The 23,559-nt window shown below is 63.2% G+C and carries 21 protein-coding genes and 1 tRNA gene; 13 read left to right on the top strand and 9 right to left on the bottom strand.

What is annotated here, in order from left to right; translation table 11 throughout:
* Positions 1–19 precede the first annotated feature (19 nt).
* Together E4S58_RS07630 and fabI are read right to left on the bottom strand one after the other, a co-directional pair.
* Positions 20–634, bottom strand: a complete 615-nt coding sequence (locus tag E4S58_RS07630) for a LysE family translocator (RefSeq protein WP_136635716.1) — start codon at positions 632–634, stop codon at positions 20–22.
* 3 nt (positions 635–637) lie between these two features.
* Positions 638–1,444 carry an enoyl-ACP reductase FabI gene (gene fabI / locus E4S58_RS07625; protein ID WP_136635715.1) on the bottom strand — a complete coding sequence of 269 codons (807 nt, stop codon included), beginning with the start codon at positions 1,442–1,444 and terminating at the stop codon, positions 638–640.
* Positions 1,445–1,559: 115 nt separating this feature from the next.
* On the opposite strand from fabI, the gene pdxH reads away from it, so the two are divergent.
* The 5 genes from pdxH (at position 1,560) to E4S58_RS07600 (ending at position 7,670) form a co-directional block, all read left to right on the top strand.
* Entirely contained in the window at positions 1,560–2,165 is a 606-nt protein-coding gene (gene pdxH, locus E4S58_RS07620) for a pyridoxamine 5'-phosphate oxidase (RefSeq protein WP_136635714.1), read from the top strand.
* A 148-nt stretch (positions 2,166–2,313) separates the two neighbouring features.
* Complete coding sequence (locus tag E4S58_RS07615; protein ID WP_136635713.1) at positions 2,314–2,817, top strand: cold-shock protein; 504 nt, start codon at positions 2,314–2,316, stop codon at positions 2,815–2,817.
* Between the two features lie 35 nt (positions 2,818–2,852).
* Entirely contained in the window at positions 2,853–3,302 is a 450-nt protein-coding gene (locus E4S58_RS07610; protein ID WP_136635712.1) for a DUF192 domain-containing protein, read from the top strand.
* A 43-nt stretch (positions 3,303–3,345) separates the two neighbouring features.
* Positions 3,346–3,422, top strand: a tRNA-Pro gene (locus E4S58_RS07605).
* A 594-nt stretch (positions 3,423–4,016) separates the two neighbouring features.
* Positions 4,017–7,670 carry a vitamin B12-dependent ribonucleotide reductase gene (locus tag E4S58_RS07600; RefSeq protein WP_136635711.1) on the top strand — a complete coding sequence of 1,218 codons (3,654 nt, stop codon included), beginning with the start codon at positions 4,017–4,019 and terminating at the stop codon, positions 7,668–7,670.
* A gap of 512 nt (positions 7,671–8,182) precedes the next feature.
* Here the strand turns inward: E4S58_RS07600 and E4S58_RS07595 are convergent.
* From E4S58_RS07595 to hemB, 4 genes are all read right to left on the bottom strand, one after another.
* Positions 8,183–9,754: an acetolactate synthase large subunit gene (locus E4S58_RS07595; RefSeq protein ID WP_136635710.1), complete on the bottom strand. Its 1,572-nt coding sequence runs from the start codon at positions 9,752–9,754 to the stop codon at positions 8,183–8,185.
* 133 nt (positions 9,755–9,887) lie between these two features.
* Positions 9,888–10,448, bottom strand: a complete 561-nt coding sequence (locus E4S58_RS07590; RefSeq protein ID WP_136635709.1) for a lipid-binding SYLF domain-containing protein — start codon at positions 10,446–10,448, stop codon at positions 9,888–9,890.
* Positions 10,449–10,580: 132 nt separating this feature from the next.
* On the bottom strand, positions 10,581–11,234 hold the full coding sequence (locus E4S58_RS07585) for a hypothetical protein (RefSeq protein WP_169052621.1): 654 nt from the start codon (positions 11,232–11,234) through the stop codon (positions 10,581–10,583).
* A 1-nt stretch (position 11,235) separates the two neighbouring features.
* Entirely contained in the window at positions 11,236–12,234 is a 999-nt protein-coding gene (hemB, locus tag E4S58_RS07580; RefSeq protein ID WP_136635707.1) for a porphobilinogen synthase, read from the bottom strand.
* Between the two features lie 137 nt (positions 12,235–12,371).
* On the opposite strand from hemB, the gene E4S58_RS07575 reads away from it, so the two are divergent.
* From E4S58_RS07575 to E4S58_RS07565, 3 genes are all read left to right on the top strand, one after another.
* On the top strand, positions 12,372–12,899 hold the full coding sequence (locus E4S58_RS07575) for a component of SufBCD complex (protein WP_136635706.1): 528 nt from the start codon (positions 12,372–12,374) through the stop codon (positions 12,897–12,899).
* A gap of 3 nt (positions 12,900–12,902) precedes the next feature.
* A complete protein-coding gene (gene mfd / locus E4S58_RS07570) occupies positions 12,903–16,373 on the top strand; it encodes a transcription-repair coupling factor (RefSeq protein ID WP_136635705.1) in 3,471 nt (1,156 codons plus the stop codon).
* 176 nt (positions 16,374–16,549) lie between these two features.
* Positions 16,550–17,749, top strand: a complete 1,200-nt coding sequence (locus E4S58_RS07565) for a mandelate racemase/muconate lactonizing enzyme family protein (RefSeq protein WP_136635704.1) — start codon at positions 16,550–16,552, stop codon at positions 17,747–17,749.
* On the opposite strand, the gene E4S58_RS07560 is transcribed toward E4S58_RS07565, so the two are convergent.
* Genes E4S58_RS07560 through E4S58_RS07550 form a run of 3 tightly spaced genes read right to left on the bottom strand, consistent with a single transcriptional unit; the run spans position 17,746 to position 19,189 of the window.
* Positions 17,746–18,321, bottom strand: a complete 576-nt coding sequence (locus E4S58_RS07560) for an HD domain-containing protein (RefSeq protein WP_136635703.1) — start codon at positions 18,319–18,321, stop codon at positions 17,746–17,748. The genes E4S58_RS07565 and E4S58_RS07560 overlap by 4 nt on opposite strands.
* Positions 18,318–18,536 (bottom strand): hypothetical protein, encoded by a 219-nt coding sequence (locus E4S58_RS07555; protein ID WP_136635702.1) that lies wholly within the window; start codon positions 18,534–18,536, stop codon positions 18,318–18,320. Before E4S58_RS07555 ends, E4S58_RS07560 begins: the two co-directional genes overlap by 4 nt.
* Complete coding sequence (locus tag E4S58_RS07550) at positions 18,536–19,189, bottom strand: alpha/beta hydrolase (RefSeq protein ID WP_136635701.1); 654 nt, start codon at positions 19,187–19,189, stop codon at positions 18,536–18,538. Before E4S58_RS07550 ends, E4S58_RS07555 begins: the two co-directional genes overlap by 1 nt.
* Positions 19,190–19,347: 158 nt before the next feature.
* Between E4S58_RS07550 and iscR the strand changes: the two genes are divergently transcribed.
* Genes iscR through E4S58_RS07525 form a run of 5 tightly spaced genes read left to right on the top strand, consistent with a single transcriptional unit; the run spans position 19,348 to position 23,511 of the window.
* A complete protein-coding gene (gene iscR, locus E4S58_RS07545) occupies positions 19,348–19,815 on the top strand; it encodes a Fe-S cluster assembly transcriptional regulator IscR (RefSeq protein ID WP_136635700.1) in 468 nt (155 codons plus the stop codon).
* The gene (locus tag E4S58_RS07540; RefSeq protein WP_136635874.1) at positions 19,815–20,858 is read left to right on the top strand and encodes a cysteine desulfurase family protein; all 1,044 of its coding nucleotides are present in this window, start codon (positions 19,815–19,817) and stop codon (positions 20,856–20,858) included. Before iscR ends, E4S58_RS07540 begins: the two co-directional genes overlap by 1 nt.
* Before the next feature lie 15 nt (positions 20,859–20,873).
* Positions 20,874–22,394, top strand: coding sequence for a Fe-S cluster assembly protein SufB (gene sufB / locus E4S58_RS07535; protein WP_136635699.1), 1,521 nt, complete (start codon positions 20,874–20,876; stop codon positions 22,392–22,394).
* 15 nt (positions 22,395–22,409) lie between these two features.
* Positions 22,410–23,195 carry an FkbM family methyltransferase gene (locus E4S58_RS07530; RefSeq protein ID WP_240789487.1) on the top strand — a complete coding sequence of 262 codons (786 nt, stop codon included), beginning with the start codon at positions 22,410–22,412 and terminating at the stop codon, positions 23,193–23,195.
* 1 nt (position 23,196) lies between these two features.
* A complete protein-coding gene (locus tag E4S58_RS07525; RefSeq protein ID WP_136635697.1) occupies positions 23,197–23,511 on the top strand; it encodes a heavy metal-binding domain-containing protein in 315 nt (104 codons plus the stop codon).
* Positions 23,512–23,559 lie beyond the last annotated feature (48 nt).

Here is a 23,559-nt window from a genome sequence, read left to right as displayed (position 1 = left end):
GGTGATCTGACGGGCCCTGTCAGCCCAGTGCGATTTTCAGACCGAAGGCGGTCATGAGCGTGCCGAAGCTGCGGTCGATCCAGGCCTTGGCGCGCAGGTAGAGCGCGCGCGGGTGCGACAGCGAGAAGAGCCGTGCCACAAGGATATACCACAGGGTTTCGTTCAGGAAGATGACGCCGATCAGCGCGGCGAGCGTCAGCAGCGAGGCATCGGCCGGAACGAGGCCGACGAAGACCGCGCCGAAGAAGACAGCCGGCTTGGGGTTCGACGCGAAGGTCAGGAAACCGTAGCGCAGGGCGCGCAGCGGCGTCAGCGCGGTCATGCTGTCCGGTCCCATCTCGATCGGGTCGCGGGCGTGGCGCCACATCATGTAGCCGATCCAGATCAGGAAGGCGCCGCCGATCAGCTTCAACGCAAGGAACAGCGACGGGACGATTTCGAACAGCAGGGCAAGGCCGGCCAGCGCGGCCGTGGCCCACAGAACCGCGCCCAGCCCGAAGCCCACGGCCAGGGCCACGGCGGTGCGGAAGCCCCGGGTGATCGCCATGCGGATGCAGACCACGAAGGACGGGCCCGGCGACATGGCCGCCAGGAGGTGGATCACCGCGATGGACAGGAAGGCGCCCGCCGTCACGGGTCAGCCTTTTTCGATATCGGGGGCGTCGACGGCCTTCATGCCGACCACGTGATAGCCCGCGTCGACATGCAGGTTTTCACCCGTCACACCCGAGCCGAGGTCGGACAGCAGGTAGAGCGCCGACTTGCCAACGTCGTCGATCGTCACGTTGCGGCGCAGGGGCGAATTGTATTCGTTCCATTTCAGGATATAGCGGAAATCACCGATCCCGCTGGCCGCCAGCGTCTTGATCGGACCGGCCGAGATCGCGTTGACGCGGATGTTGTCCTTGCCCAGATCCTCGGCCATGTATTTGACCGACGCTTCAAGTGCAGCCTTGGCCACACCCATGACGTTGTAATGCGGCATGACCTGTTCGGCACCATAGTAGGTCAGCGTCAGCATCGATCCGCCATCGGTCATCAGCTTCTCGGCGCGCTGTGCGACGGCCGTGAAGGAATAGACCGAGATGTCCATGGTCATGGCAAAGTTGCCGCGGGTGGTGTCGATATAGCGGCCGCGCAGTTCGGACTTGTCGGAAAAGCCGATGGCATGGACGATGAAGTCCAGCTTGCCCCACTTTTCCTCAAGCTCGGAAAAGGCCGCGTCGATCGAGGCCTCGTCGCCCACGTCGCAGTCGATCAGGACCTCGACGCCCAGTTGTTCGGCCAGCGGAACCACGCGTTTGCGGAACTGGTCGCCCATGTACGAGAACGCAAGTTCGGCACCGGCGTCGGCACAGGCCTTTGCGATTCCCCAAGCGATGGATTTGTCGTTGGCGACACCCATGATGATGCCGCGCTTGCCTGCCAGCAGCTGATTTGACATTTTGCCAATCCCGCCCATTGATTTCCCTCAGGTTCCTTTAGGCGATCCCTAACGGCGCATCAAGTCCGTCACGGCCCGGTCTCAGGGTACGATGATGCAGAAACAGAGGTAAGACATGACCGACCGCAGCGGTATTTTCGCAGGGGACGACCCCTTTCAGATTGCCCGTGACTGGCTGGAGGAGGCGACGGGCACCGAGCCGAACGACCCCAATGCCATCGCGCTGTCGACGGTCGACGCCGACGGCATGCCGAACTGCCGGATGGTCCTGTTGAAAGAGATCGAGCCGCAGGCCTTCGTCTTCTACACGAATTACAACAGCGTGAAGGCGCAAGAGATCGAAACCGGGCACAAAGCCGCTTTTGTCTTGCATTGGAAGTCACTTAGACGTCAGATCAGGGTACGCGGCCATGTCGAGCGTGAGGAAGGACCTCAGGCCGACACCTACTACCGGTCGCGATCACTCAAGTCCAGGTTGGGGGCCTGGGCATCTCAGCAATCGCAACCACTTGCGTCGCGTACAACGTTGATGGCAGAGGTTGCAAAGGTAACCGCCCGGCAAGGCCCGGATCCGCAGCGCCCTCCGTTTTGGGGGGGCTTCAGGATCACCCCAGTCGAGGTGGAGTTCTGGGCCGATGGTGCGTTTCGGTTGCACGACAGGTTTCGGTGGTCGCGTAAAAGCGTCAGCGAAGCCTGGGATGTGACACGACTTAATCCTTGATCTCAAATCAGGGTTAACTGTTAGGTATCCAGAAACTTGTTGTTTTCTATACGTTTGGTGGGGTGCGCTTGGTTTGTTGACAAGATAAGTAGGACCAATGTTCACGCGGGGCGAATAAGTGACTTCTCTAGATATAAGTACCCGCAGGATGGAAGGCGTTGTTAAGTGGTTCGATCCGGGGCGGGGCTTCGGATTCGTGGTAGCGGATGAAGGCGGTCCTGACATTCTGCTTCATGCAAATGTGTTGCGCAATTTCGGGCAGAGTTCTGTCGCGGATGGCGCCCGTATCGTCATTTCCGTGCAAGAGACGCAACGGGGCGTGCAGGCGACTGAAGTTCTGGCCATCGAAACGGTTGCCACCGAAGAGGCGCCGGGACTGGAAGATTTCAAGTCGCTCACGCCGGATGAGATCCGCGCGATGCCGCTGGAACCCGCGCGCGTCAAATGGTTCAACAAGGACAAGGGATTCGGATTTGCCAACGTCTTCGGTCGCAGCGAAGACGTGTTCATCCATATCGAGGTGCTGCGCGCCTCGGGCCTGTCCGATCTCCAGCCGGGCGAAGCGGTCGCGATGCGCGTGATCGACGGTCGCCGCGGGCGCATGGCGTCGGAGGTGAGCACATGGGAAGTCGCGGTGAATCGGGAAGCCTGAGGGCCGGGATACGGGCGCGTCTTGTCGTCGCGTTCATGATCCTTGCGACAGTGCTGGCTGGGCCCGCCCTGGCCGAGGTCTGCCGCATGGACCAGGTTCAGCTGCGCGGCGACTGGGGCGAGGCGCGATTCCGGGTCGAGGTGGCCGACGATGGTCAGGAACGGGCCCAGGGGCTGATGTATCGTGACAGCATGTCGTCGGGTGCCGGGATGCTGTTCGTCTATCCAAGACCGCAGGTTGCCGTGGCCTTCTGGATGAAGAACACGCGAATCCCCCTCGACATCATCTACATGGACAAGACCGGCACCGTGCGCCGGATTGCCCATAATGCCATTCCCCATGATGAAACCGCCTTGCCCGGCGGATCGGGCATTCAATACGTGCTTGAGATCAACGGCGGCCTTGCGGCGTCCATGGGGATCGCGGCAGGCACGCAACTGCGCCACCCCGCGATCGGAGAAGACGCCGCCTGGCCCTGCGAATAGCCTTTCCTTCGCGCGCCGCGCAGGGTAAGGACCACCCACGGTCCGGGGCGTAGCGCAGTCTGGTAGCGCACCTGTTTTGGGTACAGGGGGTCGTGAGTTCGAATCTCGCCGCCCCGACCATCTTTATCGACATCAACACTCGGGATGCCCGGCACGTGCTGCCGCTGCGGGGTGGATCATCGCGGCGTCACCAGATCTGGTATGCGGGGCTACCCGCGCTGTCCGGGTATACCACTTGTAGATCAGTCACGCTCAGGGTGCCTAAATGTTGTGTCCGTTTGGCGGGCGATTCTGTGTTCTCCGTGCACTCAAGCCGTGAAATGCCCGGTTGGTTAACGCGGGGTTAGACGCGCCGCGCTGTGGGTGATTTTCTAGCAATTCGCGGAAATTCGCCGAAAACCAATCGCTTGATAGCGGGTCTTGGGGGCAGGACGGCTGTGCGATTCTGTGCACAACCGGGTCAAGCGAATTTAGTCTTAAAAACGCGTTGACGATGTGGCTTCACTTACCGCAGATTGTGGAGGCCGGAAGGATCACCCACCAGATATAGATGCGGGTCTTCGGCAAGGGACAGAGACAATCCAAGCCATTCAATTTGGCGCACGGCGAAGGCTTCGGCTTTCGACTGGCACTCCCTTGCTGTGGTCTTCCGGCACGAACCACGCCCCGTTCGGGGCACTGCGTGATGCAAGAAACGATCAGGGGCTGTTTCAAATGAAGATCGAGCGCAAGTTTACCAAGGCTGGCCAGGACGCCTATGCCGGAGTCGAGTTCGTCAAGACCTCCTCCGAAATCCGCAATCCTGACGGGTCCATCGTGTTCAAGCTGGATGACTGCGAAGTCCCCGCCAGCTGGAGCCAGGTCGCAAGCGACGTGATCGCGCAGAAATACTTCCGCAAGGCCGGCGTGCCGTCTGCGCTGAAGAAGGTCAAAGAAAAGAACGTTCCTGAATTCCTATGGCGCTCTGTCGCCGACGGTGATGCTGAGATTGGCGGTGAAACCTCCGCCCGCCAGGTCTTCGACCGTCTGGCTGGCGCCTGGGCCTACTGGGGCTGGAAGGGCGGCTATTTCTCGACAGAAGAGGACGCCTCGGCATATTACGACGAGATGCGGTACATGCTCGCCACGCAGCGCGCAGCGCCGAACTCGCCCCAGTGGTTCAACACCGGCCTGCACTGGGCCTACGGCATCGACGGCCCCAGCCAGGGCCACTACTACGTCGATTTCCAGACCGGCAAGCTGACCAAGTCCAAATCGGCCTACGAACATCCGCAGCCGCATGCCTGCTTCATCCAGTCGGTCGGTGACGACCTGGTGGGCGAGGGCGGCATCATGGACCTCTGGGTTCGCGAAGCACGTCTGTTCAAGTACGGCTCGGGCACCGGCACCAACTTCTCGTCCCTGCGGGCAGAAGGCGAAAAGCTGTCGGGTGGCGGCAAGTCCTCGGGCCTGATGGGCTTTCTCAAGATCGGCGACCGCGCGGCGGGCGCCATCAAGTCGGGCGGCACGACCCGTCGAGCAGCGAAGATGGTGATCGTCGACGCCGATCACCCGGATATCGAAGAATACATCAACTGGAAGGTGAAGGAAGAGCAGAAGGTTGCCTCCATCGTCGCCGGTTCGAAGATGCACGAGAAGTGCCTGAACGCCATCTTCAAGGCGATCCGGTCCTTCGACGGATCCGAGGCGGGCGCCTATGATCCGAACGAAAACGACGCCCTGAAGACGGCCGTCCGCGAAGCCAAGAAATCGGCGATCCCGGAAACCTACATCAAGCGCGTGCTCGACTATGCCAAGCAGGGCTATGCCTCGATCGAGTTTCCGACATACGACACCGACTGGGACAGCGAAGCATACGCCTCCGTATCGGGCCAGAACTCCAACAACTCCGTCCGCGTCACCGACGCCTTCCTGAAGGCTGTCGAAAATGACGGTGACTGGGAACTGATCCGCCGCACCGACGGGTCTGTCGCCAAGACCATCAAGGCGCGTGACCTGTGGGAAACCATCGGCCACGCCGCCTGGGCCTGTGCCGATCCGGGCATCCAGTACCACGACACCGTCAACGCCTGGCACACCTGCCCCGAAGACGGCGCGATCCGCGGGTCCAACCCGTGCTCGGAATACATGTTCCTCGACGACACGGCGTGCAACCTGGCGTCCATGAACCTGCTGACCTTCCTGAAGGACGGAGAATTCCAGGCCGAAGACTACATCCACGCCACGCGTCTGTGGACCATGACGCTGGAAATCTCGGTCACCATGGCGCAGTTCCCGTCCAAGGAAATCGCGCAGCTGTCCTACGATTTCCGCACCCTTGGCCTGGGCTATGCCAACATCGGCGGCCTGCTGATGAACATGGGGCTGGGCTATGACAGCGACGAGGGCCGGGCGCTGACCGGTGCCCTGACCGCGATCATGACCGGCGTGGCCTATGCGACAAGCGCAGAGATGGCCGGTGAGCTGGGCGCCTTCCCGGGCTACGAGCGCAACGCCAAGCACATGCTGCGGGTCATCCGCAACCACCGCGCGGCGGCCTATGCCAGCGGCACCTACGAAGACCTGCCGATCAAGCCGGTTGCGCTGGATCATGCGAATGTCCCCGATCAGAAGCTGGTCGCGCTGGCCAAGACGGCTTGGGACGAGGCGCTGCGCCTTGGTGAAGAGCACGGCTATCGCAACGCCCAGACCTCGGTGATCGCTCCGACCGGAACGATCGGTCTGGTCATGGATTGCGACACCACCGGGATCGAGCCCGACTTCGCGCTGGTGAAGTTCAAGAAGCTCGCCGGTGGCGGGTACTTCAAGATCATCAATCGGTCGGTGCCTGCGGCGCTGGAAAAGCTGGGCTACGGGTCCGCGCAGATCGAAGAGATCATCTCTTACGCGGTTGGTCATGGGTCCATCGGCAATGCGCCGGGGATCAACCACACCTCGCTGATCGGCCATGGGTTTGGCCAGCGCGAACTGGACAAGATCGACGCCTCGCTGGCTTCGGCCTTCGACATCCGCTTCGTCTTCAACCAGTGGACCCTGGGCGAGGAGTTCTGCTCGAAGACGCTTGGTATCCCGGCTGAAAAGCTGAACGATCCCAGCTTCGACCTGCTGCGACACCTCGGCTATACCCGCAAGGAAATCGAGGCCGCCAATGACCACGTCTGCGGCACCATGACCCTTGAGGGCGCGCCGCATCTGGATCCCGCGCACCTGGTCGTCTTCGACTGCGCCAACCCCTGTGGCAAAAAGGGCAAGCGCTTCCTGTCGACCGACAGCCACATCACCATGATGGCCGCGGCCCAGTCGTTCATCTCCGGCGCGATCTCGAAGACGATCAACATGCCGAACGACGCCACCATCGAAGACTGCCAGAAGGCGTACGAGCTCAGCTGGTCCCTCGGGATCAAGGCGAACGCACTGTACCGTGACGGCTCCAAGCTGTCGCAGCCGCTGGCCTCCGCCCTGGTGGAAGACGACGACGAGGCGATGGAGGTGCTGGAAAGCGGCTCGACCCACGAAAAGGCAGCTGTGCTGGCCGAGAAGATCGTCGAGAAGATCGTCATCAAGGAGGTTGCCCGCGCCGGTCGCGAGAAGCTTCCCGAGCGTCGGAAGGGCTATACCCAGAAGGCGATGGTCGGTGGCCACAAGGTCTATCTGCGGACCGGTGAATATCAGGACGGGTCGCTCGGTGAGATCTTCATCGACATGCACAAGGAAGGCGCAGGCTTCCGCGCGATGATGAACAACTTCGCCATCGCCGTGTCCGTGGGTCTTCAGTACGGCGTGCCGCTTGAGGAATTCGTCGACGCCTTCACCTTCACCAAGTTCGAACCGGCCGGCATGGTGCAGGGCAACGACTCGATCAAGAACGCCACGTCCATTCTGGATTACATCTTCCGCGAACTGGCCGTGTCCTACCTTGACCGTACCGACCTGGCGCACGTCAAACCGACGGGCGAGACCTTTGACAGCATCGGTCAGGGATCGGCGCAGGAAGGGATTTCCAACGTCGAAGAGCTTAGTGAAACTGCGGCTTCCAAGTCCCTGGAAGTGCTTAAGCAAATCTCTTCGACCGGGTATCTGCGCAAGCGTCTTCCTTCCGAACTGGTCGTTCTGCAAGGTGGTATGATGACCGGTACAGACCCGGTGACCGCGCTCAAAACGCTCGTTCCGGAAACGGCGCCTGCGGCGGTGAAGATCGAAACCTCGACCGCGATTGCCACGGGCACCGTGTCCATGGACGCGCGGACCAAGGCCAAGATGCAGGGCTATGAAGGCGAAGCCTGTGGCGACTGCGGAAACTACACGCTGGTGCGCAACGGCACCTGCATGAAGTGCAACACCTGCGGCGCGACGTCGGGGTGTAGCTAAGACGGAATAGCGCGGCGACTGGTTCGTTTGCCGCGCTTGCCGGGATCAGGCCGCAGGCAGAAATTTTCGGGCGGTACTACGACTGAGCCTGATCCCAAGACTAAAGGGGCCTCTTCGGAGGCCCCTCTTTTCGTTACATCCTGTAAACAAAACGTAATCCGGTTAAACTGGTTGAATTTCAGGGGCCTATACTTTTACGCCGGGCAGAGGCTGCAAAATCACGAAACAACGTCTGGCAAATTTGGAATGTGTATTACATTTAGAAGATGGCGAAGGCACATCGCCGAACCCGATCCCGCCCCTTAGGGTCGGGCGTTCACGAGTAACCGGTTGATCGTCGTGCCCTGACCGCTGCAACGGTCAGGACGTCCTTGCGACGTCGGTCGTCCGCCAAGCCTTCCAAAGTCGGGCGGGCGACCACCCTTTCTAACGCATGGCCCGGTGAAAAGGCGACAGGGAAGACCACGTTTTCCTGCACGTCCGTCCGTGCCGCCTTTGCTATGCGCGACCGGTCAGATCAGCGCCTCGATCAGGAAGGGGCCCTTGGTTTTCGTCGCCCGGTCGAAAAGCTGCGTGAACCCTTCTGCGGTGTCGGCGCGCGCGGCTTCGACGCCCATGCCCTCGGCGATCTTGACCCAATCCAGCGCGGGCTCGTCGAGGTTCAGCATGCGGCTGGCGTTCTTGCCCGGCTCGCCTGCGCCGACGCCCTTCAGCTCGCCCAGAAGGATCTGGTACTTCCGGTTCGAGAAGATCACCACGCAGACATCCAGGTTTTCACGCGCCATCGTCCAGAGCGCCTGATTGGTGTACATCGCGCTGCCATCTGCCTGAAGGTTCACGACTTTCCGATCCGGACAGGCCAGCGCGGCACCAACCGCGAGCGGCATGCCCCCGCCGATGGCGCCACCGGTGACCTGCAGCCAGTCATGGGGCGCGGCGTCAAAGGTGAAGCGGAAGAAATCCCGCCCGGAGGTGACCGATTCATCGCAGATGATCGCGTTCTCGGGCAGCCCGTGACCAAGAGTGACGGCAATGCTTTCGGGGCTCAGCGCGCCCGACATGAGGTCGGGGATGGCGGGGGCCGCGGTGATCTTGGGGGCCGAGGCACCCAGTTCTCCGGCCAGGACCTCAAGCGCGGCGGGCAGGTCGTCCGACGGATCGGCCAGGGTCAGTGATACGCAATCGGCGGGCACGGGCGACGAAGGTTTGCCGGGATAGCCGAAGAAGACCACGGGGAACTTTGCGCCAACCAGAATGATCTGTTCAAAGCCCTTCAAGGCCTCGATCGCCTGGTCGACCGGATAGGGAACCCGGTTGATCTGGACCCGGCCCGCCCCGCGTTCGATCCGGCCGTTGGACTGTTGGGCCATGATCGTGGCGCCGGTGGTATCGGCGATGGCCTGGGCGCTTTCCAAAGCCTGGGCGCGGAGCCCTGTGCCCGAAATCAGAACGACCGTTTTCTTGCCGTTCTTCAGGGCCTTGGCGGCTGCAGTTATCCTTGTCGGATCCGCTGCCGTGGGGGCGCGCAGGTCCGCCTTGACGGGCGGGACCTGCGGTGCGGCTTCCCATGCGTGATCGGCGGGCAGGATCAGGGTGGACACAAGTCCCGGCGCACGGGATGCGGCGGCGATGGATTCGGCCGTCGCCGCGCTGACGTCCGCGGCCGAGCCGATGCGGCGGACGTGGCCAGACATCGGCCGGGCCAGGCTTTCGATATCCGAGGTCAGCGGCGCGTCATAGGGCAGGTGATAGCTTGCGTGATCGCCGACGACGTTGACCATTGGCGTGTTGGCGCGGCGGGCATTGTGCATGTTGGCCAGGGCGTTCGCCAGGCCGGGGCCGGTGTGCAGCAGGGTCGCCGCGGGCTTTTCGGCCATGCGCGCATAGCCATCGGCGGCCCCGGTCACGACACCTTCGAACAGCCCCAGGACGCAGCGCATCTGCTGCTTGCGGTCCAGCGCGGCGACAAAGTGCATCTCGGACGTGCCCGGATTGGCAAAGCAGACGTCGACGCCATTTGCCAGAAGCGTGTCGCAAAGCGCATCCGCGCCGGTTTCTCCGGGTTTTCCCGCCTGACTGGACATCGTGTTCCTCCCATTCATGTCGGGCGGAGTGTTTCGTCAGTTGCCGGGAAGGTCCACCCCTGAAGTTGCAGGGGAAAATCCGGGTGTGCAGGCGGGGGCACGTGGCCCCCGCAGGATCGTTCCTGAATGCGGATCAGGGGATGATGCGGCTGTACTTGACGCCTTCGAGAGTGGCGCCAAGACGCGCACCCGCCTGGGCGAAGACATAGGCGACGATCGGCGACAGGCCGGAATAGGAGTCGGTGCGGATGTTCGCGCCGTCGTTCGAGAAGGCGTATTCCACATCGGCGCCCATGGCCCAGCCATCGGTTCGGCGGAATCGTTCAAGCGCGTCCTGCGTCATGAAGAACAGCACGTGCGCGTACTGCTGCGCGCCGATCTGCAGGCCCAGGTTGGCCGAGGCGGCGGAATAGTAATCGACCGTGACGCCATCGATCCGCAGCGCACCCTGGCCATAGGATCCGCCAAAGCCAAAGCCGGCCTCGGTGATCACGGGCATGATCAGGGTTGCGACGGATTTCGCGGCAACTTCGCGGGATTCGGGATAACGATCAAAGAGATGGCCAAGCGTCGCATCGGCGCGGGCATCGATCTTCTGGCCGTTCATGTTGCCGATGCCATTGCCACAGGCGGCGGTCAGGCCAAGGGACGCGAGGGCTGTCAGCGCCACGGCGCGACGGGTGAGTTTCAACATAGCTTCTGCCTGTCTGGGGGCGCGGTCGCGCCGTTGCTCGATCTGTCCGGTTCTCCGGATCTGCGCGAAGTCTAGCGCGTGCTGCGGGTATTGTCACTATCACCCATGGCGATTGGCGTGCTGCCGCCCGCCTCAGCCCCAAGCGGCGGTGAATATGTCGATCAGAACGGGCCGGTAGGCATAGTCCTTGTCGTGCAGGGCCAGCCGACCTCTTGGAAGGTCGGGTATCAGGAACAGCTCTGCATACAGCTGTTCGATCTCGGGGTCTTCTTCCCCTTCACCTTCGGGGGCGGGACCGAGTTCGAAGAACAGCTTGATCCGGGTGCTTTGCTGCATCAGGTCCACGGGGCCTTCTTCAAGGTGGAGGGCATGGACCTCCAACTGCTCGGGCAGGGTCGCCGGGGCATCGTAGTAGATCGACAGATCCTGCGCGATGTGTCCGGTGCGGGCCGACAGTGTCGCCGTGAGCGCCGTGGTGGCCGGGCCCGCAGGCAGAAAGGTCACCGGCGCGGACAGGCGAGCCTTTGCCATGGTCGGCGTGCCGTCTGCGTTAAAGCTCAGCCCGCCGTCGATCTGCTGCGGCAGGGTCATGTCGAAACCGACCGCAAGCCCGTTGGCCTGCGCGCGGCACGACAGATGCAATAGCCCGTTTGTGACCGACTGCGCCGTGATGGCGAAGGTCATGTCGTAGAATTCGTCTTCCGTGACATTCCCCGGTAGCTCGGGGAGATCCGTCGCCGGGGTTCCCAGGCCACGCCGAAACAGGCGCGACAGAAATCCCGACACGTCAGTGCCCCAGGGCGCGGGCCATGGCCGGGGCGAAATAGGTCAGGATGCCGTCGCAGCCCGCGCGTTTGAAGCACAGCAGGCTTTCCGCCATCGCGCGGTCGCCGTCGATCCAGCCGTTCTGCGCCGCGCCGGTGATCATCGCGTATTCGCCCGACACCTGGTAGGCGAAGGTCGGCACCTGCAGCTCTCGTTTCACCCGGGTGCAGATGTCGAGGTAAGGCATCCCGGGCTTCACCATCACCCAGTCGGCACCTTCGGTGATGTCGCGGGTGACAAGGCGCAGCGCCTCGTCCGAATTGCCCGCGTTCATCTGGTAGGTCTTCTTGTCGCCTTTCAGCGCACCGGTCGCGCCGACCGCATCGCGGAAGGGACCGTAGAAGGCGCTGGCATACTTCGCAGCATAGCTGAGGATCATGACGTTGGTGTGGCCCCCCGCCTCAAGCGCGGTACGCATCGCGGCGATGCGGCCGTCCATCATGTCCGACGGTCCGATGATGTCCGCCCCGGCCTCGGCTTGGCTCAGCGTCTGTTTCACCAGTGCCTCGACGGTTTCGTCGTTCAGGATCTCTCCGTCCACGACAAACCCGTCGTGCCCGTCGATGTTGTAGGGGTCCAGCGCGACGTCGGTCATGATCGCCAGGTCGGGCCGCACGGCCTTGATCGCGCGGATGGCGCGGTTGGTCAGGTTTTCGGGGTTCCAGGCCTCGGCGCAGTCCTTGGTGCGCTTCTCCATGGGCGTGTAGGGAAAGAGGCAGATGCAGGGGATGCCCAGATCGGCGGCTTCTTTCGCGGCCTCGACCACCTGGTCGATCGAATGGCGCACGACGCCCGGCATCGACGGGATCGGTTCGCGGATATTCTCACCCTCGGTCAGGAAGACCGGCCAGATCAGATCGTTCACCGACACTTCGTTTTCCTGCATCAGCGCCCGGATTGCGGGCGATTTGCGCGCGCGGCGGAAACGGGCGGCGGGGAAGGGGGCGGCGAGGGCTGTCATGGCGCGTCCTATCGTGATCTGCTTGATCCTGCGGGCATTGGGTGGCATGGAATGGCCTGTACCACAAGTGGGCCAATCCCGGCGTGTCGACCGGGGTCAAGCGCCCCGGGCCAGATGGCGGACAAAAGGGCAGCGGTTTGGACCTGACACAGACGATCTTCGAAGTCATCGACATGCGCAGCTTCTCGAACCTCTGGTTCTGGATTTCGCTGGCCGTGATGTGGTCCACCGCGTCGCACTGGGTGCTTGGCGTGCCCTGGGACATGATCACCCGTGCCAAGCGCAAGGGCGGCAAGTTCGAAGACGACGTGGCCGTTCTGGTGCGGGTCTATGTCGACCGGATCCTGCACGTGGCCGAGGTGTCGGGGCTGGTGCTGATCGTGCTGGTCTGCTTTTCGCTGACGACGCTGGCGGTTCTGGGCTTCGGCTATCGGATCGAATTCGCCCAGGCGCTGTTCCTTCTTGGCATGCCCATGACGATCGTCGGGCTGATCACCATCCGGTCTGCCCGGATCCTGGCCGCCGAGCGCCCCGAGGGGGCCGAGTTGTATCGGCGGCTGCAGATCCACCGGATGACGGTGCAGCTGATCGGTATGGCCTCGATCTTCATCACGACGATGTGGGGCATGTTCCAGAACTTTTCCTTCGGCGCTCTGGGGGGCTGAACCATGGCGACGGGGTCCGACAAGATCACCCTCGGCGGCGCGCCCGAGGGGTTCGATGCCTCTCTCATCCTGAAAGAGGTGGAAAAGCGCGGCGGTCCGGTTGTGCACGTGGCGCTGGATGATCGCCGCATGGCCTCGATGGTGGATGCGCTGCGGTTCTTCGATCCGTCGATGCCGGTGGTGCAGTTCCCGGCCTGGGACTGCCTGGCCTATGACCGGGTGTCGCCCAACGCAGACGTGTCGGCCATGCGGATGGCGACGCTGGCAGCGCTGGTCCATGGGATGCCCGAACGCTTCGTGCTTCTGACGACCGTCAACGCCGCGACGCAGCGCGTGCCTGCGCGCGAGGTGCTGCGCGAGGCCGCGTTCACCGCCCGTGTCGGCGACCGGATCGACGAGGCCGCGCTGCGCGCCTTCCTTGTCCGCATGGGGTTTTCGCAGTCGCATTCGGTGACTGAACCCGGCGATTACGCGGTGCGCGGCGGTATCATCGACATCTATCCGCCGGGCGAAGGCGGGCCGGTGCGGCTGGACATGTTCGGTGATGTGCTGGATGCGGCGCGGCGGTTCGATGCGGGCACGCAGCGCACGACCGAAAAGCTTGACGTGATCGAACTTGCCCCGGTGAGCGAGGTGATCCTGGACGAGGCCGCGATCACCCGGTTCCGCCAGAACTACCGGATCGAATTTGGCGCGGCGGGCACCGACGATCCGCTGTACGAAGCCGTCAGCGCGGGTCGCAAGCACCAGGGTGTCGAACACTGGCTGCCGTTTTTCCATGACCGGCTTGAAACGCTGTTCGACTACGTGCCGCAGGCCTCGGTCATGCTGGACGATCAGGTCAGCGCGGCGCGGCTGTCCAGGTGGGACGGCGTCAAGGATCAATACGACACGCGGCGCATCGCGCTTGAAAAACGCGACCGTATGGATTCGATCTACAAACCCGTGCCGCCGGGCCTGCTGTATCTGGACGATGCCGCCTGGGACAAGGCGGTCGATCCGTTGCGGGTGGTGCAGATGTCGCCGTTGCCCCGTGCCTCGGGCCCCGGGGTGGTGGATGCAGGCGGGCGCGTCGGGCGCAGCTTCTCGCCCGAGCGGCAGCTTGAGAATGTCAGCCTTTTCGGGGCGTTGGCCGATCACGTGCGGGCGAAGATGGCGGATGGTCCTGTGGTCATCGCGTCGTACTCTGACGGCGCGCGTGAACGTCTGGACGGGCTGATCGAGGACGAGGGGCTGGTCGGTGCCGTGCCGATCCGCAACGCTGAAGGCATCGGCAAGACGGGCCTGCATCTGGCGGTCTGGGCGCTTGAGGCCGGGTTCGAAGGCCCGTGGCGCGACCGCAAGCTGACGGTGATTTCCGAACAGGACGTGCTGGGCGACCGTCTGATCCGTGGCGCGCGCAAGAAACGCCGGGCCGAGAACTTCCTGACCGAGGCGCAGTCGCTGTCGCCCGGCGATCTGGTGGTCCATGTCGATCATGGCATCGGGCGCTATCACGGGCTTGAGGTCATCACGGCCGCAGGTGCCGCGCATGAATGCCTGCTGCTGGAATATGCGGAAGGCGCAAGGCTTTACCTGCCGGTCGAAAACATCGAACTGCTGTCCAAGTACGGCCACGAGGAAGGGCTTCTGGACAAGCTGGGCGGTGGCGCCTGGCAGGCCAAGAAGGCGCGCCTGAAGGAACGCATTCGCGAGATGGCGGACCGGCTGATCCGCGTTGCGGCGGAACGTGCGCTGCGCAAGGCCCCGATCATGGATCCGCCCGATGGCGCCTGGGATGCCTTCCAGGCGCGCTTTCCCTACCAGGAAACCGACGACCAGCTGTCGGCGATTTCCGACGTGATCGAGGATCTGGAATCCGGGCATCCGATGGACCGTCTGATCTGCGGCGATGTCGGGTTCGGCAAGACCGAGGTGGCGCTGCGCGCCGCATTTGTCGCCGCCATGTCCGGCGTGCAGGTGGCGGTGATCGCGCCGACGACCCTGTTGGCGCGTCAGCATTTTCAGGGGTTTGCCGAACGCTTCCGGGGCTTCCCGTTGCAGGTGTCGCCGCTGTCGCGCTTTGTCTCGGCCAAGGACGCCGAGAAGACGCGCGAGGGGCTGGCGAAGGGCACGGTCGACATCGTGGTCGGCACCCATGCGCTTCTGGCCAAGTCGATCCGGTTCAAGAACCTCGGCCTGCTGATCGTGGACGAGGAACAGCGGTTCGGCGTGAACCACAAGGAACGGCTCAAACAGCTGAAATCCGACGTGCACGTGCTGACCCTGACCGCCACGCCGATCCCCCGGACGCTGCAGCTTTCGCTGTCGGGGGTGCGGGATCTGTCGATCATCGGCACGCCGCCGGTCGACCGTCTGGCGATCCGGACATACGTGTCCGAATTCGATGCGGTCACCGTGCGCGAGGCGCTGCTGCGCGAACGCTATCGCGGCGGCCAGTCCTTCTATGTCGTGCCCCGGATCACCGACCTGGCCGAGGTCGAGGAGTTCCTGAAAAACGAAGTGCCCGAGGTGAGTTACGTCACCGCGCATGGCCAGATGGCCGCCGGTGAGCTCGACAAGCGGATGAACGCCTTCTACGACGGCAAGTACGACGTCCTGCTGGCCACGACGATCGTCGAATCCGGTCTGGATATCCCGCGCGCCAACACGATGATCGTGCACCGCGCCGACATGTTCGGGCTGGCGCAGCTCTATCAGATACGGGGGCGTGTGGGCCGCGCCAAGACGCGCGCCTATGCCTACCTGACGACCAAGCCCCGCGTGCGCCTGACGCCGGGAGCCGAGAAACGGCTGAAGGTTCTCGGCTCGCTCGACACGCTTGGCGCCGGGTTCACGCTGGCAAGCCAGGATCTGGACATCCGAGGCGCGGGCAACCTGCTGGGCGAAGAACAGTCGGGCAACATGCGCGACGTGGGCTACGAGTTGTACCAGTCGATGCTGGAAGAGGCGATCGCCAAGATCAAGTCGGGCGAGCTGGACGGATTGTCCGAAATGGATGACCAGTGGGCGCCACAGATCAACCTGGGCGTGTCGGTGCTGATCCCCGAGGAGTACGTGCCCGACCTCGACCTGCGGCTGGGGCTCTATCGCCGCCTGTCGTCGCTGACCACCAAGGTCGAACTGGAAGGCTTTGCCGCCGAACTGATCGACCGTTTCGGCAAGCTGCCGAAAGAGGTCAACACGCTGCTGCTGGTCGTGCGCATCAAGGCGATGTGCAAACGCGCCGGGATCGCAAAGCTGGACGGCGGGCCGAAGGGGGCGACGATCCAGTTCCACAACGACAAGTTTGCCAATCCGCAGGGGCTGGTCGAGTTCATCAAGGCGCAGAAGGGTCTGGCCAAGGTGAAGGACAACAAGATCGTCGTGCGGCGGGACTGGAAATCGAACGCGGACAAGATCAAGGGTGCCTTCGCGATCGCCCAGGATCTGGCAAAGCACGCCGTGGACGCCGGCGCCAAGTCGAAGGGCTGAGGGTGGGATGGGGGCTTTGCCCCCGTCGCGTGCCGCGACTCCCCCAGGATATGGGACCAGAGGAAGCTGGACCTGAATTGGTCTGGTGATGGGCGCGGATTGGCCCTCTGCGACGGTCCATTGTCCGCCTAGCTTTCCGCGTAACGGAATGTCCCCGAACCCTGAAAGGACCGCCCATGTCTGTTCTGGACCGTGTCGAGTTGTACCTCGTGAAGACGCCCCTGGCCGCGCCGCATGCGCCGTCCTGGATACCGGGGTTCATCCGGACGCATGTATCGATGTGTGTCGTGCGGTTCGTCACCGATGACGGCATCGAGGGGTGGAGCGGCTTTCCCGCCTCGGGGCGGGAACGTGCGGGGCTGGGGGACCAGCTGTCGGCGCTGTTTCTGGGGGTGGATGTCGCGGATCAGGCCACGCTGACCGAACGCATCGGCATCATGGCGGCGGGCGGCAGTTTCAACTGGTGGCTTGAGCCGGCCTTCTGGGACATTCGCGGCAAGGCGGCAGGGCTGCCGCTTTACAAGTTGCTGGGCGGGACGGACGATCGCATCCCACTTTATGCCTCGGGCGGAGAGATCAAGGACACCGGCGCGCGGCGGGAAGAGGCCGAGAAACGCCATGCCGAGGGTTTTCGGACGATGAAGATCCGGGTGCATGATTTCGACGAAGCCGTTGATATCGAACATATCTCGGACATTGCGACCTATATGCAGGGGCGGATGCGGATTTCAGTCGACGTGAACCAGGCGTTTCGGCTGACCAAGGATGGGGATGCGCCGATCTGGTCGCTTGACCGGGCCAAGCGGTTCGTGGACGCGGCGGCGGACGTCGGCCTTGCCTGGGTGGAAGAGCCGCTGTTCGGCGAATGGCACGACCAGATGGCCGAGCTGACCAGCTATTCCCGCGTGCCCGTTGCGGGAAGCGAGCTGCACCTGATGGGCTATTCCGAGCTGGAGCGGATGGTCACCATGCGCTGCTACAACATCTATCAGCCCGACGTGATGTGGGCCGGGGGCGTGGGGCAGGTGATGCAGGTTGCCAAGCTGTGTCGCGAACGCGGCGTGCGGTTCACGCCGCATTGCTGGTCGAACGGGTTCGGGTTCATCGCCAACGCCCATGTCTTCGCGGCCAGCGGGTTCGCGGGAGAAGAGCTCTTCGAATATCCGATCGCCGAGCCGGGCTGGACCCCCGAGGGGCGCGACCAGATCTTCACGCAGCCGTTCCTGCACGACGAGGGATGGTTCAAAATGCCCCAGGCGCCTGGGCTGGGGTTCGAGATCGACCGAGATGTGCTGAAACGCTGCGGGCGGTGCTATTACGCGGCCGACAGGACATCGGCCAAGTGGATGCCCGAGGTGCTGGCGGACTGGGTCTAGCCCAGGACCGCCCGGATCCTCGGCGCGATCCAGTCCCAAAGCGCGGGGGCCCCACGCCGCACCGGCTTGCCGACGCGCTGATCCAGAACGTCGAAGGTGACGTTGTAGGTCTTCCAGGATCCGCCACCCGAGGCGAGGTTCAGGTTGGGCGGCTGGAACCGGTCGAGCGATTTGGCAAAGATGGCGTCCGGTGTCTCGGCCGCCTCGAACTCATGCCAGAGGTCGATCAGGCCCCGCGCCTGATCTTCGGGCAGCAGGCCAAAGATGCGGGCGGCGGCGCGTTCCTCGGCCGCTTCGGTTTCGGCCTGGCCTTCGGCGGTCTGGGCATAGATCGGCACGTCGCCCGCGTCGATTTCGACGATGTCGTGGATCAGCAGCATCCGGATCACCCGGTCGATCTGCACGCCCTCGGGGGCGTGTTCGCCCAGGATCATGGCATACAGCGCGATGTGCCAGCTGTGTTCGCCCGAGTTCTCTTGCCGCGAATTGTCACCGATCGGGGTGGCGCGCAGAATGCCCCGCAGCTTCTCGGCTTCGGCCAGAAAGGCCATCTGCGCGTCGATGCGGGTCATTCCGAGGCTTTCTTGTGCTTGCGGATAAAGCTCATGGCCTTGCGGGCGGCAAGACGGACGCGGATTTCGGTCAGATAGGCCTCTTCCAGCGTCTGCGAGGCCGCGCCGATCATCTGCGCGACCTCTATGTAGAACCGTTCGTTGCCGGTCTGGGTCATCACCTCGAGCGTTTCGTCGGCCAGTTTGGCGGCGATCCGGTCGGTCGACCCCGACATCAGCGGGTCGACTCGGTCAGGCGGCGTTTGACGTAGTCGGTCACGGTGTCGATCATCGGATCCATGTAGGGATCTTCGAAGAAGTGGCCGGCGCCTTCCATCTGTTCATGGGTGACCGTGATGCCCTTCTGTTCCTGCAGCTTGCCGACCAGGGTGGTGGTGTCTGCGGGGGGCGCGACGCGGTCGGCGGTGCCATTGATGATCAGGCCCGAAGACGGGCAGGGCGCCAGGAACGAAAAATCGTACATGTTGGCGGGAGGGCTGACCGAGATGAAGCCGGTGATCTCGGGGCGGCGCATCAAAAGCTGCATGCCGATCCAGGCGCCAAAGGAAAAGCCCGCGACCCAGCAATGCTTGGAGTTCGTGTTCATCGACTGCAGGTAGTCGAGGGCCGAGGCCGCATCCGACAGTTCACCCACGCCCTGGTCGTATTCACCCTGGCTGCGTCCCACGCCGCGGAAGTTGAACCGCAGGACAGTGAAGCCCATCTTGTGGAAGGCGTAATGCAGGTTATAGACGACCTTGTTGTTCATCGTGCCGCCGAACTGAGGGTGCGGATGCAGGATGATGGCGATCGGCGCGTCACGTTCTTTCTGCGGGTGGTAGCGACCTTCGAGGCGGCCTTCGGGGCCGGGGAAAATAACCTCGGGCATTGGGTACTCCTGTTTGGTGCTCAATTCTTGACGAATTAGCTCAAGCACCTTAGAAAGATTCTAAACCGGGGTCCGGCCCCGGCATGACGGCTTGAAGCGAGATAAGCTCTTGTTTCGGCAACGTCAATGAATTCGGGACTCGCACGGGGCGTCAGGCCATGAAACTCAGCACCAAAGGACGCTATGCCATGGTGGCACTGGCGGATATTGCAATGCAGCCCGAGGGCAAGCTGGTGACGCTGGCCGAGGTGTCGAAACGGCAGAATATCTCTCTGCCCTATCTCGAACAGCTGTTCGTCAAGTTGCGTCGTTCGGGGCTTGTGGCGTCGGTCCGGGGGCCGGGCGGCGGGTACAAGCTGGCGCGGTCCGCGTCCGATATCCGGGTGATCGACGTGCTGGGTGCCGTGGATGAAACCATCGACGCGATGCATTCGGGCGCGGGTGCCAGCGGCGGCCTGTCGGGCACCAAGGCGCAGTCCGTCACCAACCGTCTGTGGCAAAGCCTGTCGGCGCATGTCTACGTGTTCCTGCACCAGGCGCGGCTGTCGGATGTGATCGGTAACGGCCTGGCGCCATGCCCGGCTGTGCCGAACCTCTTTGCGGTCGTGGACGAGGAAGACGCGTGATCTCGCGGGTCTATCTTGACCACAACGCCACCTATCCTCTGCGGCCCGAGGCGCGCGAGGCGATGCTGGCGGCGATGGACCTGGTGGGCAATCCGTCCTCGGTCCATGCCGAGGGGCGTGCGGCCAAGGCGTTGATCGAAAAGGCGCGGGCGCAGGTCGCGGCGGCCTTCGGGGCGGATGGGGCGGATATCGTCTTCACCTCGGGCGCGACCGAAGCGGCGGGGATCGCCTTTGCCGCTGGCGGTTTTGAGGGCGCGGGCATCGAACATGATGCCGTGGGCAGCCGGATTTCGCCGGTCTGGGCGGTGGATGCCGACGGGATCGTGACGCCCGGCGATGTCTCCAAGGGTACGCTGCAGCTGGCAAATTCCGAAACCGGGGTGATCCAGACCCTGCCCGAGGGGCTTTATGCGTCGGACGCAACCCAGGCTTTCGGCAAGATTCCGGTGGCCTTCAACTGGATGGGCTGCCAGATGGCCCTTATATCCGGTCACAAGCTGGGCGCGCCCAAGGGCATCGGGGCGCTGGTGATGAAGCGCGGCACGGATGTGCAGGCCCAGATGACGGGCGGAGGCCAGGAGATGGGCCGCCGCGCGGGGACGGAGAACCTGCTGGGCATCGTCGGCTTCGGCGCCGCCGCCGAGGCCGCCATGGCCGAGCTGGACAGCGGCGCCTGGGACCGGGTGCGCGATTTGCGCGACGCCTTCGAGGCGCGGGTGCTGACCGAGGCCGAAGACGTGGTGATCGCCGGGGCCAATGCGCCGCGGCTGCCCAACACCAGCTACCTTGTGTCCCCCGGCTGGAAGGGCGAGACGCAGGTGATGCAAATGGACCTCAAGGGGTTCGCAGTTTCGGCCGGATCGGCCTGTTCAAGCGGCAAGGTCCGCGAGAGCAAGGTTCTGAAGGCCATGGGTTATGACGACCGGTCTGCCGGTGGCGCGCTGCGCGTGTCGCTTGGGGTCCGGACGACGGAAGACGAGATCATGCGCTTTGCCGATGCCTGGCTGGCGCAACGGGACAAACACCGCGCCCGCGCGGCGTAAGGAAGGACGCGAGAGATGAGCACGATTGACGACACCCAGGTGAAGGAAGGCGTCGACCAGGAAACGGTCGATGCGGTCAAGGCGATCGGAACCTACAAGTACGGCTGGGACACCGAGATCGAAACGGAATACGCGCCCATGGGCCTCTCCGAGGACATCGTGCGGCTGATTTCCGAAAAGAACGAAGAACCCCAGTGGATGACCGACTGGCGGCTTGAGGCGTTCGCACGCTGGAAGACGCTGGAAGAACCCGACTGGGCGATGATCGATTATCCGGAGATCGACTTCCAGAAGCAGTATTACTACGCCCGCCCGAAAAGCATGGAAGTGAAGCCCAAGTCGCTGGACGAGGTCGACCCCAAGCTGCTGGCGACCTATGAAAAGCTGGGCATTCCGCTGAAGGAACAGATGATCCTGGCCGGCGTCGAGGGCGCCGAGGACATGCCCGCCGAAGGCCGCAAGGTCGCCGTGGACGCGGTGTTCGATTCCGTCTCCGTCGGCACGACCTTCCAGGCGGAACTGAAAAAGGCCGGGGTGATCTTCTGTTCGATCTCGGAAGCGATCCGCGAGCATCCTGAGCTGGTGAAGAAATACCTCGGGTCGGTCGTTCCTGTGTCCGACAACTTCTACGCCACGCTCAACAGCGCCGTCTTCTCGGATGGGTCGTTCGTCTACGTCCCGCCGGGCGTGCGCTGCCCGATGGAACTGTCCACCTATTTCCGTATCAACGCGGAAAACACCGGCCAGTTCGAACGCACGCTGATCATCGCAGACAAGGGGTCGTATGTCTCGTACCTCGAAGGCTGCACCGCACCGCAGCGGGATACGTCGCAGCTGCATGCCGCCGTGGTCGAGATCGTCGTCGAGGAAGACGCCGAGGTGAAGTATTCCACCGTCCAGAACTGGTTCCCGGGCGACGAGAATGGCAAGGGCGGCATCTATAACTTTGTGACCAAGCGCGCGGATTGCCGGGGCGACCGGGCCAAGGTGATGTGGACGCAGGTTGAAACGGGGTCCGCCGTGACCTGGAAATACCCCAGCTGCATCCTGCGCGGGGACGACAGCCAGGGCGAATTCTACTCGATCGCGATCACCAACAACTATCAGCAGGCCGATACCGGCACGAAGATGGTGCACCTGGGCAAGAACACGAAGTCTCGGATCGTGTCCAAGGGGATCAGCGCGGGCAAGGCGCAGAACACCTATCGCGGGCTGGTTTCGATGCACCCCAAGGCGAAGAATTCGCGCAACTACACGCAGTGTGACTCGCTTCTGATCGGGTCGGAATGCGGTGCGCATACGGTTCCGTATATCGAGGTGAAGAACAACTCGTCCCGCGTGGAACACGAGGCGACGACGTCGAAGGTCGACGACGATCAGCTGTTCTATTGCCGCCAGCGCGGCATGGACGAAGAAGAGGCGGTCGCGCTGGTCGTGAACGGCTTCTGCCGCGAGGTGCTGCAGGCCCTGCCGATGGAATTCGCGATGGAAGCACAGCAGCTTGTCGCGATCTCTCTCGAAGGCTCCGTGGGCTGATCCATGATCCCGCGGGTGGCACGCATAAATCGACGGCTGGCGCGTGGGCGTCCGGTGGCCTCTGTGCCGCTGGAGCTGATCCATGCGTCGCCGCTTGGGCTGCCTGTCACCTTCTGCGTGAACATGGAAAACGACCCGATCCAGCGCAAGCACCGGGCGGGCGAATTCTATGAACAGCAGGAACTGTCGGTCCTGAGCGCGATCTTTCCCACGGGCGGCACCTTTGTCGATATCGGGGCAAACATCGGAAATCATTCGCTGTTTGCCGCGCTGCACCTGAAGGCCACCAAGGTGATCCCGTTCGAGCCGAACCCGCTGGCCTATGAGCTGCTGATCCAGAACGTGCTGGTGAACCGTCTGCGCGATGTCGTGTCGCTGGACTTCATCGGCTACGGCGCCTCGGACGTGGCGCGCGGTGGTTTCGGCATGCAGAAACGCGACCGGAACCTGGGCGCGGCCAAGATGCGGGCGGGCGAAGGCGATGTCGAAGTGGTGCGCGCCGATGATGCCCTGGCCGATGTCACCCCCGACTTCATCAAGATCGATGTCGAGGGGATGGAAATGCAGGCGCTGCAGGGCCTTTCGGGCGTTCTGGCGCGGTGCCACCCGGTCATGCTGGTCGAGGTCGATCAGGAAAACTACGACGCCTTCGATCAATGGGTCGCGGCGCAGGACTATCGCGAGCTGCTGGTGCACCAGCGGTATCAGACGAACAAGAACTTCATCATCTGTCACGCCAGCGACGAGGCGCGTCTGAGCGCTGCGCTGGCCGAGGTGCAGATGGCAGAGACAGGAGATTGAGATGATCGTGACAACGACGCAATCGATCGAAGGCAAACGCATCACCGACTACCGCGGCATCGTGGTGGGCGAGGCGATCATGGGCGCCAACGTGGTGCGCGATTTCTTTGCCGGGATCACCGATATCGTCGGCGGCCGGTCGGGTGCCTACGAGGCCAAGCTTCAGGATGCCCGCGACACTGCCATGCGCGAGCTGGAACATCGCGCGGCGGCCATGGGTGCCAATGCCGTGGTGGGTGTCGATCTGGATTACGAGGTCGTGGGGGATTCGATGCTGATGGTGTCGGTCTCGGGCACGGCCGTGGTGGTGGACTAACGAAATTCGCGCGGGGGGCAGCCCCCGGGCAAGGATATGGGCGCCCCG

It is taken from the genome of Pseudooceanicola onchidii (assembly GCF_004959925.1).
GTDB classification, from domain to species: domain Bacteria; phylum Pseudomonadota; class Alphaproteobacteria; order Rhodobacterales; family Rhodobacteraceae; genus Pseudooceanicola; species Pseudooceanicola onchidii.
The sequence above is the reverse complement of the archived record's forward strand: the minus strand, read 5'-3'. Positions and strand labels throughout refer to the sequence as shown.